This is a genomic window from Haladaptatus sp. CMSO5 (assembly GCF_036689885.1).
Taxonomy (GTDB): domain Archaea; phylum Halobacteriota; class Halobacteria; order Halobacteriales; family Halococcaceae; genus QDMS2.
This window is the reverse complement of the sequence record NZ_JBAHVW010000001.1, coordinates 698,909-710,748: the sequence shown is the minus strand read 5'-3', so window position 1 is coordinate 710,748 and position 11,840 is coordinate 698,909. Positions and strand designations below refer to the sequence as shown.

13 protein-coding genes are annotated in these 11,840 nt (G+C 63.2%); 5 read left to right on the top strand and 8 right to left on the bottom strand.

Annotated features, from left to right (window positions below; translation table 11 throughout):
* Window positions 1-8 precede the first annotated feature (8 nt).
* Both V5N12_RS03785 and V5N12_RS03780 read right to left on the bottom strand, forming a co-directional pair.
* Window positions 9-1,313, bottom strand: a complete 1,305-nt coding sequence (locus V5N12_RS03785; protein WP_332897823.1) for an Hvo_1808 family surface protein — start codon at window positions 1,311-1,313, stop codon at window positions 9-11.
* Window positions 1,313-2,824, bottom strand: a complete 1,512-nt coding sequence (locus tag V5N12_RS03780; protein WP_332897822.1) for an Hvo_1808 family surface protein — start codon at window positions 2,822-2,824, stop codon at window positions 1,313-1,315. Before V5N12_RS03780 ends, V5N12_RS03785 begins: the two co-directional genes overlap by 1 nt.
* A gap of 89 nt (window positions 2,825-2,913) precedes the next feature.
* Between V5N12_RS03780 and V5N12_RS03775 the strand changes: the two genes are divergently transcribed.
* Window positions 2,914-3,492 (top strand): cysteine hydrolase family protein, encoded by a 579-nt coding sequence (locus V5N12_RS03775; RefSeq protein WP_332897821.1) that lies wholly within the window; start codon window positions 2,914-2,916, stop codon window positions 3,490-3,492.
* Here V5N12_RS03775 and V5N12_RS03770 read toward each other — a convergent pair.
* Window positions 3,483-3,932: a PaaI family thioesterase gene (locus tag V5N12_RS03770; RefSeq protein WP_332897820.1), complete on the bottom strand. Its 450-nt coding sequence runs from the start codon at window positions 3,930-3,932 to the stop codon at window positions 3,483-3,485. The two genes, V5N12_RS03775 and V5N12_RS03770, sit on opposite strands and share 10 nt — an antisense overlap.
* A gap of 187 nt (window positions 3,933-4,119) precedes the next feature.
* Here V5N12_RS03770 and V5N12_RS03765 point away from each other — a divergent pair, with 187 nt between their 5' ends.
* Complete coding sequence (locus tag V5N12_RS03765) at window positions 4,120-4,542, top strand: hypothetical protein (RefSeq protein ID WP_332897819.1); 423 nt, start codon at window positions 4,120-4,122, stop codon at window positions 4,540-4,542.
* Here V5N12_RS03765 and V5N12_RS03760 read toward each other — a convergent pair.
* A complete protein-coding gene (locus V5N12_RS03760; protein ID WP_332897818.1) occupies window positions 4,523-5,341 on the bottom strand; it encodes a hypothetical protein in 819 nt (272 codons plus the stop codon). The genes V5N12_RS03765 and V5N12_RS03760 overlap by 20 nt on opposite strands.
* Window positions 5,342-5,395: 54 nt before the next feature.
* Between V5N12_RS03760 and V5N12_RS03755 the strand changes: the two genes are divergently transcribed.
* The 3 genes from V5N12_RS03755 to V5N12_RS03745 are packed head-to-tail and all read left to right on the top strand — an operon-like array spanning window position 5,396 to window position 7,817.
* A complete protein-coding gene (locus V5N12_RS03755) occupies window positions 5,396-6,079 on the top strand; it encodes a lipoate--protein ligase family protein (RefSeq protein ID WP_332897817.1) in 684 nt (227 codons plus the stop codon).
* 25 nt (window positions 6,080-6,104) lie between these two features.
* Window positions 6,105-7,361 (top strand): dihydroorotase, encoded by a 1,257-nt coding sequence (locus tag V5N12_RS03750; RefSeq protein ID WP_332897816.1) that lies wholly within the window; start codon window positions 6,105-6,107, stop codon window positions 7,359-7,361.
* Between the two features lie 36 nt (window positions 7,362-7,397).
* Entirely contained in the window at window positions 7,398-7,817 is a 420-nt protein-coding gene (locus V5N12_RS03745) for a PPOX class F420-dependent oxidoreductase (protein ID WP_332897815.1), read from the top strand.
* On the opposite strand, the gene V5N12_RS03740 is transcribed toward V5N12_RS03745, so the two are convergent.
* The 4 genes from V5N12_RS03740 to V5N12_RS03725 are packed head-to-tail and all read right to left on the bottom strand — an operon-like array spanning window position 7,814 to window position 11,808.
* Window positions 7,814-8,158: a DUF7268 family protein gene (locus V5N12_RS03740; protein ID WP_332897814.1), complete on the bottom strand. Its 345-nt coding sequence runs from the start codon at window positions 8,156-8,158 to the stop codon at window positions 7,814-7,816. The two genes, V5N12_RS03745 and V5N12_RS03740, sit on opposite strands and share 4 nt — an antisense overlap.
* Window positions 8,158-9,072 (bottom strand): ABC transporter permease, encoded by a 915-nt coding sequence (locus tag V5N12_RS03735; protein ID WP_332897813.1) that lies wholly within the window; start codon window positions 9,070-9,072, stop codon window positions 8,158-8,160. The genes V5N12_RS03740 and V5N12_RS03735 overlap by 1 nt, the downstream gene beginning before the upstream one ends.
* The gene (locus V5N12_RS03730; protein ID WP_332897812.1) at window positions 9,069-10,085 is read right to left on the bottom strand and encodes an ABC transporter permease; all 1,017 of its coding nucleotides are present in this window, start codon (window positions 10,083-10,085) and stop codon (window positions 9,069-9,071) included. The genes V5N12_RS03735 and V5N12_RS03730 overlap by 4 nt, the downstream gene beginning before the upstream one ends.
* Before the next feature lie 40 nt (window positions 10,086-10,125).
* Window positions 10,126-11,808 (bottom strand): ABC transporter substrate-binding protein, encoded by a 1,683-nt coding sequence (locus tag V5N12_RS03725; protein WP_332897811.1) that lies wholly within the window; start codon window positions 11,806-11,808, stop codon window positions 10,126-10,128.
* Between the last annotated feature and the right edge of the window lie 32 nt (window positions 11,809-11,840).

The window sequence follows — 11,840 nt, the reverse complement described above, 5'->3', positions numbered from 1 at the left end:
CGAAAAAGCTACCCGTCTATGTTGGCGAGTTCTCGGACGGTGGGCGCGTTCACGATTTTGACGCGCGTCCCCGACCGGGTCACCCGGAAGGCGTCTGCGAACGGTTCGCCCTCGGGGATGCGATAGACGCCATCGCCACGAGGGTCCGCGCCGTTTCGTTCGAGCACCTGCCGGTAGGCATCGTAGAACTCGCGGGCGTCTTCCTCGGACTCCCACTCGGTCACCCAGACGTAGCCGTACGTGTCGCCGTTGTGGTACGGAACGAGGCTGTCACCCGCCCACCCGGTCGAGGCAGGGAAGGCGTAGGCGTACGGCGACTGGTCGGTGACCACGCCGTTCGCCCAGAGCATGGCGTAGATGGATGCTTCGCCAACCGTGTCCGCGTTGGTGTCGAGGGAAAACCGCTCCCAGCCGCCCGACGACCGGTCTGGCACGTCAAGTTCGACCGGGCGGTCGTCCGGGTAGTCTTCGGGGTGGATGACCTGTTCTGTGCTCTCGGGAACGTCGTCGTAGGCGGCGTTTACGGCCTCCCAGCCGCCGCGGTCGCGCAGCGACTCGACGAACGTCGGCCCTTCTGCATACGGCTGGTAGATGACCGAGAAGACGCCGCGATTGAAGTCGTCTGGCGCACTGCTCGTGCCCCGGTCGGGGCGGGCTATGCAGTCCCACTCGGCCTGACAGCGCGATTCGTAGAGCTGTTCGACGTAGTTCGCGTCGCCTTCGGTGAGGCCGTCTGCGGCGAGTTCGCCGTCTTGGGTGGTCCGCCCGCCGGGAAAGCCAAAGTGCTGGTCTTGGAGGGCGTGGACGAGTTCGTGTGAGAGCGTCGTCCGGTCGACCATCGGCGTCGCAGAGTCGCTCACAAGCGTGATTTCGCCGCCCCCGCTGTAGTAGCCCTGTACCGCGCTGCCGTAGACGCCGCCAAAGGCGTCCGAAACGGTGGCGTCTTCGGAGACAAGAAACAGCCCCTCCCAGACCTGTTCGTTCCAGCGGTCGTAGTCGGTTGGTTCGCCGTCGTCGTTCCCGCGCCGAGCGCGGTACTCCTCGCGGCTGATGAGCGTCACCGAGACAGACTCTTTGAACTCCAGCCCACGGATGACCTCGACGCGAGCCATCGTTCGGGCGATGACGGCCTCGCGCTCGGTTTCGTTCAGGCCGTCGCTCTCGTCGATAGAAAGCGGGTCGTCGTGCCAATAGCCGTTTTCCCAGCCAAGCGTGTCGTCGTCGGGGTCGTCTTGCGGGCCGAGAAGGCCGCCGACACAGCCAGAAAGCACGACGAGAAAGGCGAGGGCAACGAGCGAGCGAGTACGCGCCATCAGGCGGCGGTCTCAGACACGTCGGGGAGGTCGTCGGTCGTCGGCGCGTTCACGATGGTCACCGTGTCGCCCTCGACGGAGACGTAGAAGGCGTCTGCGAACGGTTCTCCCTCGGGGACGACCCAGACGTTCTCGCTCACGCGGTGTGCACCCCAGTGTTGGAGGAGCCGCTCGTAGCCCGTGACGAACTGCGCTGCGTCTTCAGGGGAGTCCCAGACGAGTTTCCAGACGTAGGCCGTCTCGCCGTCAGCGTTTTTGTACACGTGCATCCGGTCGCCGTCCCAGCCGCGGGTGTAGCGCAGGTCGTAGTTGAACGGGTCAGAGCTGTTGACCCGCCCGTTGTCCTCGTAGTTGATGAACTCTTGGGGCTGCACCACGCGCGACTGGTTGTACGAATCGGTGAACGTGTAGGCGAACATCGAAGAGAGTGCAGACTGCCCGAGGCTCGCGTAGGCCGGGCGCTCTTGGTCTGGGTTTGGCGACTCGGGGATGACGCGCTCCCAGTCACCGGCGTTCGTGTCTTCGAGGGTCACATCGGTCGGCTCGTCTTCGCCGTATTTCTGCGGGTAGATGACCTGTTCTGCGCTGTTGGGCAGGTTCGCGTAGAGGTCGTTCACGCCGTCCCACCCCTGCGTGCGGTACATCTGGCCGACAAAGCCGGGACCGTCGCTGTACGGGAAGAAGTTGAGGAAGTAGATACCCCAGTGGAAGTCGTCAGGGACGCCGCCACCGCCGCTCGATTCGGGCGCTTCGAGACACTCCCACTCGCCGCCACAGCGTTCGAGATAGAGCCGCTGGACGTAGTTTGCTTCCCCTTCGATAAGGCCGTTTCGCGCGTTGTAGAGTTCGCGGGTTGGCCGCGAGATAGAGGAGATGTTGTAGTGTTGGTCTTGGAGGGCGTGGACGAGTTCGTGTGAGAGCGTGCCTTCTGCATCGAGCGACGGCGTATCTGAGTTGGCGACGATGACGATGGCGTCCTCTTTCGGGCTGTAGTAGCCGAGGACGTTCGAGCCGCGATTCGTGTTCTGGACGTCTAAGGCGTCTCTGTCTTCGCCGACGAAGAACATCGCTTCGAACTTCGCGTTGTCGAAGGCGCGAAAGTCGTCTGAGTACTCCTCTTGGCTCTGGTTCTGGTACTCGGCGCGCGTGATGATTTCGACGGGGACGGTCTCGTTGAATTCGAGTTCGCGCACGTTTTCGACCCGCGCCATCGCGCGGGCGACGATGGCGTCGAGTTCCGTCTCGTTCAGGCCGTCGTCGGTCGTCACCGAGAGCACGTCGTCGTGCCAGTAGCCGTTCTCCCAGCCGAGTACGTCACTCTCGGGGTCGGGGCGGGGCGTCGTGGTCGGCGTCTGTGTCGCTGCCTGCGTCGTTGTCGTCGGACTCGGCGACGCAGTTTGCGTGTCCGCTGGCGTCGTTGTCGTCGCATCGGTGGTCTCTCCGGAGAGCACGCCGCTACACCCAGAGAGGACGAGGAGGAGTGCGACCAGGACGGTGGCGAGTGCTCGCATACCTCTACAATAGCGGGTGGCAGTGAAAAAGCACCCGGCGAGTTCACGCTGCGAGCAGGATTTTTGCCCGGCGGCGGGAGATGTCTAGCATGGAACTCGACCCAGCCACCACGGCGGTCGTCGTCGTGGACATGCAAAACGGCTTCTGTCATCCCGAGGGGAGCCTCTACGCCCCCGGCAGTGAGGCCGTCGTAGACGACGTGACCGCCCTCGTCGCACGGGCGCGGACAGCGGGTGCGACCATCGTCTACACACGGGACGTCCATCCGCCAGCACAGTTCGAGGATGCGCACTACTACGACGAGTTCGAGCGGTGGGGCGAACACGTCGTTGAGGGGACGTGGGAGACGGAACTCGTCGATAGCCTCGACGTGCGCGAAGAGGACCACATCGTCGAAAAACACACTTACGACGCCTTCTACCAGACCGAATTGGAGGGCTTTCTCTCGGCCCATGGCATCACCGACCTGCTCATCTGTGGGACGCTTGCGAACGTGTGCGTCCTTCACACCGCGTCGAGCGCGGCACTGCGTGATTTCCGCCCGATCATCATCCGTGAGGCGGTGGGCGCAATCGAGGAAGGGCACAAACAGTACGCCCTCGACCACGCGGCGTGGCTGTTCGGTGACGTCCTTTCACGGGCCGACGTGGCCTTCGCTCAGGACTGAAACAGCCGGAACGCCGCCTGCCCGGTCGCCACTTCTTTGGTCTCTCCCTCGGGCGTCTCGCTTTCGACCGTGATGTCCGCCCAGCCAACCGAGGAGCCAGTGCGGACGACTTCCGCGTGCGCGGTGAGGTCGGCGGAGGCGCGACGGAGATAGTTCACGTTCAGGTTGACCGTCGCAAGCGTGTCTTCGAGCGGATTTGCGAGCGTCGTTCGCAGGGCGAGGCCGCCCGCGGTGTCGATGAGCGAGGCCGCGACGCCGCCGTGAATTGTGGGTGGCTCCGTTGGGTTCGTGAACTTGTCGTCGAAGGGGATGGTGAGCGAAATCTCCCCGTAGGAGACGGCGTCGACGCGCATGCCGAGCCACGCGAGGTAGCCGTGTTGTTCGTCGATGACGTGTTGAATCGTCTTGGCCGTCCCGTCGGGGATTTGCTGGTCGCTCATATGCAGGTGCTAACGGGCAACGGCCTTCTATGCACTGGCTTGTCGTGCCGACAATCAGTAATTTCGAACTATCTTGAATATTTATATGCTCAGCGCGCGAAGATGTTTGTAGATACACTGCTGGGGCCAGTGTGGGGGATTGGGGTTGATAGGAATATTCGAGTGGGGGGTCGGCGGGGAAATTGTCGTGACGCTGCTAGTCATCGCATTGGCGGTGTTCGAGGACGCCATTCGCTCGATGGCAGGCATCGTCCATCTGAGAGACCAAGAGACCGAATCTATGGAAGAACACGTACCAGACGGCCCGTGTCTCGTTGCCAACGTGGTGACGCGCGTGCCACCAGACGCGATTGTCAGCAATGCTTGGGCAGACCCAATTAAGGACTGTCACCCAATTCAGTACATCCTCAAAGAGGCGTTTCTCTCGAAGCAAACGCCGAAGCTTGTACTCACCAAACAGGAGTCGATTCAGGCCGTCAAACACGTCTTCTCGCTTCTTCCGTACACCGAAGGTGACGAAGAAGACGAACGCGACGGCTACTACGTAAACACCAACCATGGGGTAGCCGTCCTGACGCTCGAAGAGTCCGTCACTGTCGAACAACACTGAGCGTCACGTCGTCGCCAACCGAAAAGTCGTGACCCGGTAAGACGAGTTTTGCGCCGAAGGTGTCCTGTGAACAGTACAGTGACAGCCCCGTGAGCGGAACGTTGTTTGCGCGGAGTTCAATGTCGTCCCACGTCACGTCGCGGTCGGTGGCGACGCCGACGCGTTCGCCCGCAAGTGTGACTCCTTGCTCGCCGCGATTGCCGAGTGCGCCCCCGCCGTCGTAGTGGGGGAGTCCGCCGTCGAGCACGACACCCGGTGCGCCCTCGATGCCTGCGAACCACTCGCCCGGAGCCGGGTGTGCGGGTTCATCGAGGCGAAGCCACGTTTCGCCGGTTTCGACCACCGTGCCCGTCCCGTCCCACGAAAGGGGGCGCACCTCACAGCCGAGGGTGAGTTCGACAGACCCGGCCGCGCGGGAGTGGTTCGCCTCATGTGGGCGAAAGCCGAGGTGGATGTGGTTCGACACCCACGGTGCGAAGAATCCGGCGCGCACCATTTCGCCCAAGGAGTCACCGACATCGACCACGTCTCCCGCTTCGACGGCGGGTTCGACGTGCAACAATCGGGCGACGTACTCGCCAGTGTCCACGAGGATGAGGTAGTCGTGTTCCGGCGCGTAGGGCTTTGGTGGGGCGCGCACGGCACGCGTGTCGAGCACTTCGCCTGCGACCGGTGAAGGCGCGTCGTTCGTCTCGGGGTAGAGGTCGATGGCACAGCCGTGGTCGTGGGCCGTGTACGGCGAGTTGTAGAGCGAAAAGCGTGGGTATCGAGCGAGCACCGACGAGTCGAGCGTGACCATCGCCTGCCAGTAGCAAGGGAGGGTGTTTAGTCCCGTCGGGAACTCTATTTTTACATGCGCGTCATTCGTGGCCGGGCAGCCACCGTGGCCACAGACCGGGAGGCCAGTCGCCGGCTGCTCGACTGGGTAGCCGACACCGGAGAGCCAGCCGTCCGCGTCTGGACGCCCCACCGACAGGTCGCCTTCGGGCGACGCGATGCGGGTTCGCCGGGCTACGAGCAAGCGAAACAGGCGGCGAACGCCCACGGCTTCCCGCCAATCGAACGCAACGTCGGCGGCCGCGCGGTCGCCTACACCGGGACGACGGTCGCCTTCGGGCGGGCTGTGCCCATTTCAGATATGCGAAGCGGCCTCAGCGACCGCTACGACACCCTCACGGCGGACGTACAGACGGCGCTCGCGCGCCTCTCGGTCCATGCCACAACTGGCGAACCACCGAACTCATTCTGCCCGGGCGCACACTCGCTGCAAGCCGACGGGAAACTCGTCGGCATCGCCCAGCGCGTCCGTCGCGGCGCGGCGCTCGTCGCGGGCATCTGCATCGTCACCGACCACGCGGAGATTGCGGCCGTCCTCGACCCCGTCTACGACGCCCTCGGAGTGCCCTTTGACCCACATTCGGTGGGAAGCGTCGAGAAGGCGGGCGGCCCGGCGGATTCCCAAAAAGTCATCGACGCGCTCGAAGGCGCGCTCGCCGGGTCGGGCGACCACGAAGTCGTCTCGGTTCGGGACGTTTAGGGTACTCCGTGGCGCAGGTGCTTCCATGCTCATTACTAACGCGACGCTCGCGGACGGCCGCCGCCGCGACGTGCGCATCGCAGACGGGACCATCACTGAACTCGGCCGCACCCTCGCGGGCGATGCAGACGTAGACGCGAGCGGCAAACTTCTGTTACCGGGGATGATCGACGCCCACGTCCACTTTCGCCAGCCGGGCTACGACCACAAAGAGACGTGGGAGACGGGGAGTCAGTCAGCCGCAGCGGGCGGCGTGACCACCGTCGTTGACCAGCCGAATACCTCGCCGCCGACCGTTTCCGGTGAAGCGTTCGACGAGAAGGTCACCTTCGCAGAGGAGTCGTACGTAGACTGGGGAATCAACGGCGGCGTGACCGAAAACTGGAGCCGAAAGAGCCTCCTCTCGCGGCCGCTGTTCGCGCTCGGTGAGGTGTTCCTCGCAGACTCGACCGGGAACATGGGCATCGCCCCTGGGTTGTTCGAGGACGCCGTGAAAGCCGCCACCAAGAAGGGCGTCGCCGTCACCGTCCACGCAGAGGACGCGACGCTGTTCGACGAATCCGCGAAAGACCGCGACGACGCCGACGCGTGGAGCGCCTTCCGCACCGCAGAGGCCGAAGCGGAAGCCGTCGAACTCGCCTGCCGGGTGGGCGAGGAAGTGGGCGCACAGCTCCACATCGCCCACACGAGCACGCCCGAGGGCATCGACATCGCCGCAGATTACGGCATGACCTGCGAGGTGTCGCCCCACCACCTGCTGCTCTCGCGGGCCGACTCAGAAGAACTCGGCACGTTCGGGCGGATGAACCCGCCACTGCGCAGCGAACAGCGCCGTGCGGCCGTCTACAAGCGCGTTGCCGACGGGACAGTGGACATGATTGCGACCGACCACGCGCCACACACGCGCGAAGAGAAAGACGCGAGCATCTGGGACGCCCCGAGCGGCGTCCCCGGCGTCGAAACGGCCCTCCCGCTACTGCTCGAAGAGGCGCGCAAAGGCAACCTAACCTACGAGCGCGTCCGCCAGCTTACGGCGTCGAACCCCGCTGCCGTGTTCGACCTGCCGAAAAAAGGTCGCGTTGCCGTCGGCATGGACGCCGACGTAGTGCTCGTAGACCCGGACAGCAGCCGCACAATTCGCGGTGAAGACCTGCACTCGAAGTGCGACTGGACGCCGTTCGAGGGCATGCGCGGCGTGTTCCCCGAGTGGACGATGGTTCGCGGCGAAATGGTGTTCGAGGATGGTGCGTTCGGTGAGACAGTCGGGCAGAACGTTCGCTGAGCGAGAGTTTTGGTTTCCCGGCTCGTAGCTAGGGGAATGGCCGAGATTCCCCCAGAGTTCCACGACCTGTTCGAGGGCCGTGCCTTCGCGCAGTTCGCCTCCGTCCTCCCCGACGGCAGCCCCCACGTCGTCCCGATGTGGGTCGAATACGCCGACGGTTTTCTCTACGTGAACACGGTGACAGGTAACCGAAAGCACCGCAACGTCGAACGCGACCCACACGTCTCACTCGCCATCAGCGACCCCGAGAATCCGTATCGGTACCTCCACATCCGCGGCGAGGTGGTCGAGATGACCGAAGACGTCGGGCAAGAACAGCTCAACCGACTCGCAGAGCGTTACACGGGAAAGAAAAAGTCGCCGCGCGAAGGTGCGTCGGAGGCGTCGCGGACGGTGCTGAAGATTCGCCCCGACGCCGTGGTGGGGCGCGCCTCGCCGACGCGCCAGCGCCGTTAGAGCGCGAACGAGGCGAGCACCGAACCCACCATCATGCCCGCTCCGAACCCGGCGATGCGCGCCATCGCGCGCCGGGAGTCTTGTTCTGTCCAGTCGCTTTCATCGCTGAGGTACGTCTGCATCGTCTCGATGGCTTGCCCCATGAACACCGAGCCAGTCCAGCCGAGCGTCGCAAAGCCAAGGGCGAGCGCGCCGAGTGCGAACACCTGACTGGTCGCAAAGGTGGCGTCACCCTGATACAGCGCGTAGGCGACGGTGGCGACAACGCCGACGACGAGGCCAACGACGCCCGCGCCGCCGAGAAGTCGAATGCGTGGGCGGAGCCACGCGCCAACGTCCATTAGTCGATGGCGTCGCGCATCCGTGGGTCGAGTGCGTCGCGCATGCCGTCACCGAGGAGGTTGAACCCGAGGACGGTGATGGCGAGGAACAGCCCGGGGAAGAACGACCACCACCAAATACCTGAAAGAAGGCCGTTGGTGACACCGTTCGAGAGCATCAGCCCCCACGACGGCGTCCCGGGCGCGGCCCCGAAGCCGAGGAACGACAGCGCCGCGATGTCGATGATGGCGAGGCCGAAGTTGAGCGTACTCTGGACGGTGATGGGCGCGAGCGTGTTCGGCAGGATGTGGCGGAACAGCACGCGTGGGTCGCGCGCCCCAAGCGCGACGGTGGCGTCCACGTACTCGTCTTCGAGCACCTTGAGGGCCGCCCCACGGACGACGCGAGCGAACCGCGGCGTATAGACGAGCGTGAGCGCGATGACGACCTTCCAGAGGCCTGCACCGAAGATGGCGACAAGCGCGAGCGCGAGCAGGAGCGACGGGAACGCGAGCAGCACGTCCATCGTCCGCATGATGACGTTGTCGGTCATGTCCGAGTAGTAGGCGGCCATGATGCCGAGCGTGATGCCCGAAATCGTCGAGAGGCCGACCGTAATCGTCCCGTACTTCATCGCCAGCCATGCGCCGTACAGCGTGCGCGTGAAGATGTCGCGGGCTTGGCCGTCCGTGCCGAACCAGAACTCGCTCGACGGTGGAGCGCGGTTCGGGTTCGTCCCGAGTTGGGAGGGGACGATTTGCCCGATGTCGATGAACAGCCGCGCGTACACCGCGATCACCAACAGCGAGAAGATGATTACGAGCCCGGCGACGGCGAGGCGATTCGACAAGAGTTCAGAGAGGAACGGCGAGGCTTGCAGTCGGTCGAGGAAGCCGCGGTCGTTCCGCTTGGTGGTTTTGGTTTCCGTGCTCATTGTTCGATCCGTGGGTCGAGGTAGGAGTAGGTGACGTCAACGCCGAGGTTCACGAGCGTGAACAGGAACGCGAAGGTGAGCACCGTCCCCTGGACGACGGGGTAGTCACCCACCTCGATGGCATCGACGAGCAACGTGCCGATGCCGTTCAGCGAGAACACCGTCTCGGTGAGCACCGCGCCGCCGAGCAGCGTCCCGAACTGAATCCCGATGACCGTGATGACTGGGATGAGGGCGTTCTTGAAGCCGTGTTTCATCAGCGTGATTTTAATTCCCTGCCCCTTCGCGCGGGCGGTGCGGATGTAGTCCTGACGGACGACTTCGAGCATCGACGAGCGCATCATCCGCGAGAGCAGCGCCATCGAGTAAATGCCGATGACACACGCCGGGAGGATGAGGTGGTGCACCGCAGAGAAGAATGCATCGTACTGGCCGTACAACAGCGTGTCCACCGTGAGCAGGCCCGTGATGGGGTCTGGCGTCGAGTAAATCGGCGCGATGCGCCGCCCGGTCGGGAAGATATCGAATATCTGGGCGAGCAGCAAGATGAGCAGCGGCCCACTCCAGAAGATGGGGACGCTAATGCCCGTGAGCGCGCCGATGCGCGTCAGGTGGTCGGTCAGCGAGTCCTGTTTGACCGCCGAAAGCACGCCAAGGGGAATCCCAAGGAAGATGCCGATGAGCTGGCCGTACAGGGCGAGTTCGAGCGTGACCGGAATACGCGTCTGGAGGAGCTGCTGGACGGTCGCGTCTTTGTCGATAACGAAGGAGTTGCCGAACTGGAACTGGGCTGCATCGACGAGGAAACGCCCGTACTGGATGTAGATGGGGTCATTTAAACCGAGTTGATTCTCAATCTGCCTGACTGCTTCCTCTGTGGCCCGTTGGCCCGCGATAACGCGGGCTGGGTTACCCGGGGCGAGTTGGAGGATTGCAAAGACGAGCGTTGCGACTCCAAACAGCACCGGAATCAGCAACAGCAAGCGCTTTGCAATGAACCGCTTTGAGACCATACTTCACAAAAAACAGAGTCTAATCAAAAATTGCCCGATTCTATTGGGAGAGGGTAACGTCCTTCAGGTGTGGCCCACCGATGGCGGATGGGACGTACCCGGAGACGTTGTTGGCGACGCCACGGAGTTCTTGTGCGTGGTCTAAGAACACCCATGGAGCCTCGTCGTGGGCAATCTGGGCGGCCTGGTTGTACTTCTCAGTGCGCGTGCCCTCGTCGTAGGTGGCCTGTGCCTCTTCGACGAGCGTCATGTACTCGCTGTTCGCCCAGCCTGCGACGTTCAGGGTGTTGAAGCCCTCGGTGTCGAAGGCGACGTAGTCCTGGCCGTCTGGCGATTCGACGCCGGGGTGGAGCAGAGCGTAGAAGAAGTTGTCCGGGTCGCCGTTGTCGGTGTACCAGCCGAGGAAACACGCGTCGTGTTTGCCCTCTGCTGTGTAGTCGAGGAACGGGTCGAACGACTGCTGGTTGATAGTGACGTCGATGCCGATGGCACCGAGGTCAGAGCGAACCTTCTCTGCAGTCTGGATTGGCGATGGGTTGTACCCGCGTGGGTTCTTGAACGTCGCGAGTTCGAAGCTGAAGCCGTCGCCGTAGCCGGCTTCGGAGAGCAGCGACTGTGCTTTCTCCTTGTCGTACGGATACGGGTCAAGGTCTTCGTTGTAGCCGAGGACGTTCGATGGGATAGGCTGGCTCGCCTGCTTTGCGAAGCCTTCGTAGATGTTGTCCACGATGGCCTTCGTGTCGATGGCGTAGGAGATAGCTTGGCGAACCTGTTTGTTGCGGAACTCCTCGCGCTTTGCCATGTTGAACGCCATGTAGCCGACGTTGATGCCCTCGAACTGTTCGAGTTTGGCATTGGAGGAGTCTTCGACGACCTTCGCGGCCTCGCTGCCGAGGCCATCTACGATGTGCGTCTCGCCTGCGTCGAGCGACTGCGCGCGAGCGGTGTTCTGGCCGGTCGTGAGGAAGACCGCTTCGTCAACCTTCGGTCCCTCGCCCCAGTAGTCCTCGAAGGCTGTGAGACGGACGGACTCCGTGCTGTCTTCGAGCGCGTCGAGTTCGAACGGCCCCGTGCCGACAGGGTCAGAGGAGAGGTCGGTGCCCTTCTCTTTGATGGCTTTTTCCGAGTGGACGGAGGAGGCGAACATCGCGAGGTTGCGCAGGAACGGTGCGTACTCCTCTTTGAGTTCGATGACGAGTTTGTAGTCTTCCTCTGCGTTGACGCTGTCAATCCAGTTGCCGAGCGTGAACGGCCCGTAGGCGGAAGCGTAGTCAGCGCCGGGGAAGTGTTCGTACTCCTCGTCAACGAAGCGGCGGTAGGTCGCCTTGAAGTCGGAGGCGGTGAACTCCTCGCCGTTGTGGAACTTGACGCCCTCGCGGAGGGTGAGCGTGGCCGTCGTGCCAGAGAGATCCCATTCGGTCGCAAGACCAGCCATGAGAGTGGTTTTGCCGGGCTCGAACATCACGAGCTGGTCGTACATCTGGTTCGTGACCTTCACGTCCTCACCGGAGGTCGTGTTCTGTGGGTCGAGCGTCCCAGAGTGGGAACCACGGGAGTACAGCAGCGTGCCGCCCGAGCCACTGCCCGAGCCGTCACCGTCGCCGTCTCCGTCGCCGTCGCCCTCATCGTTGCCTGCGATACAACCAGCCATGGATGCAGCGACTGCTGCACCACCAGCTGCTTTGAGAAAGCTCCGACGCTTCAGGTTGTCTTCAGAAGACATGAGTCATAGTCCAACATACATCATTGATAATA

Coding starts and splice junctions, on each gene's coding strand:
- V5N12_RS03745 (WP_332897815.1), top strand. CDS start 7,398: ATGGCCGAGATTCCCCCAGAGTTCCACGACCTGTTCGAGGGCCGTGCC.
- V5N12_RS03725 (WP_332897811.1), bottom strand. CDS start 11,808: ATGTCTTCTGAAGACAACCTGAAGCGTCGGAGCTTTCTCAAAGCAGCT.
- V5N12_RS03750 (WP_332897816.1), top strand. CDS start 6,105: ATGCTCATTACTAACGCGACGCTCGCGGACGGCCGCCGCCGCGACGTG.
- V5N12_RS03780 (WP_332897822.1), bottom strand. CDS start 2,824: ATGCGAGCACTCGCCACCGTCCTGGTCGCACTCCTCCTCGTCCTCTCT.
- V5N12_RS03770 (WP_332897820.1), bottom strand. CDS start 3,932: ATGAGCGACCAGCAAATCCCCGACGGGACGGCCAAGACGATTCAACAC.
- V5N12_RS03775 (WP_332897821.1), top strand. CDS start 2,914: ATGGAACTCGACCCAGCCACCACGGCGGTCGTCGTCGTGGACATGCAA.
- V5N12_RS03760 (WP_332897818.1), bottom strand. CDS start 5,341: ATGGTCACGCTCGACTCGTCGGTGCTCGCTCGATACCCACGCTTTTCG.
- V5N12_RS03755 (WP_332897817.1), top strand. CDS start 5,396: ATGCGCGTCATTCGTGGCCGGGCAGCCACCGTGGCCACAGACCGGGAG.
- V5N12_RS03730 (WP_332897812.1), bottom strand. CDS start 10,085: ATGGTCTCAAAGCGGTTCATTGCAAAGCGCTTGCTGTTGCTGATTCCG.
- V5N12_RS03735 (WP_332897813.1), bottom strand. CDS start 9,072: ATGAGCACGGAAACCAAAACCACCAAGCGGAACGACCGCGGCTTCCTC.
- V5N12_RS03785 (WP_332897823.1), bottom strand. CDS start 1,313: ATGGCGCGTACTCGCTCGCTCGTTGCCCTCGCCTTTCTCGTCGTGCTT.
- V5N12_RS03740 (WP_332897814.1), bottom strand. CDS start 8,158: ATGGACGTTGGCGCGTGGCTCCGCCCACGCATTCGACTTCTCGGCGGC.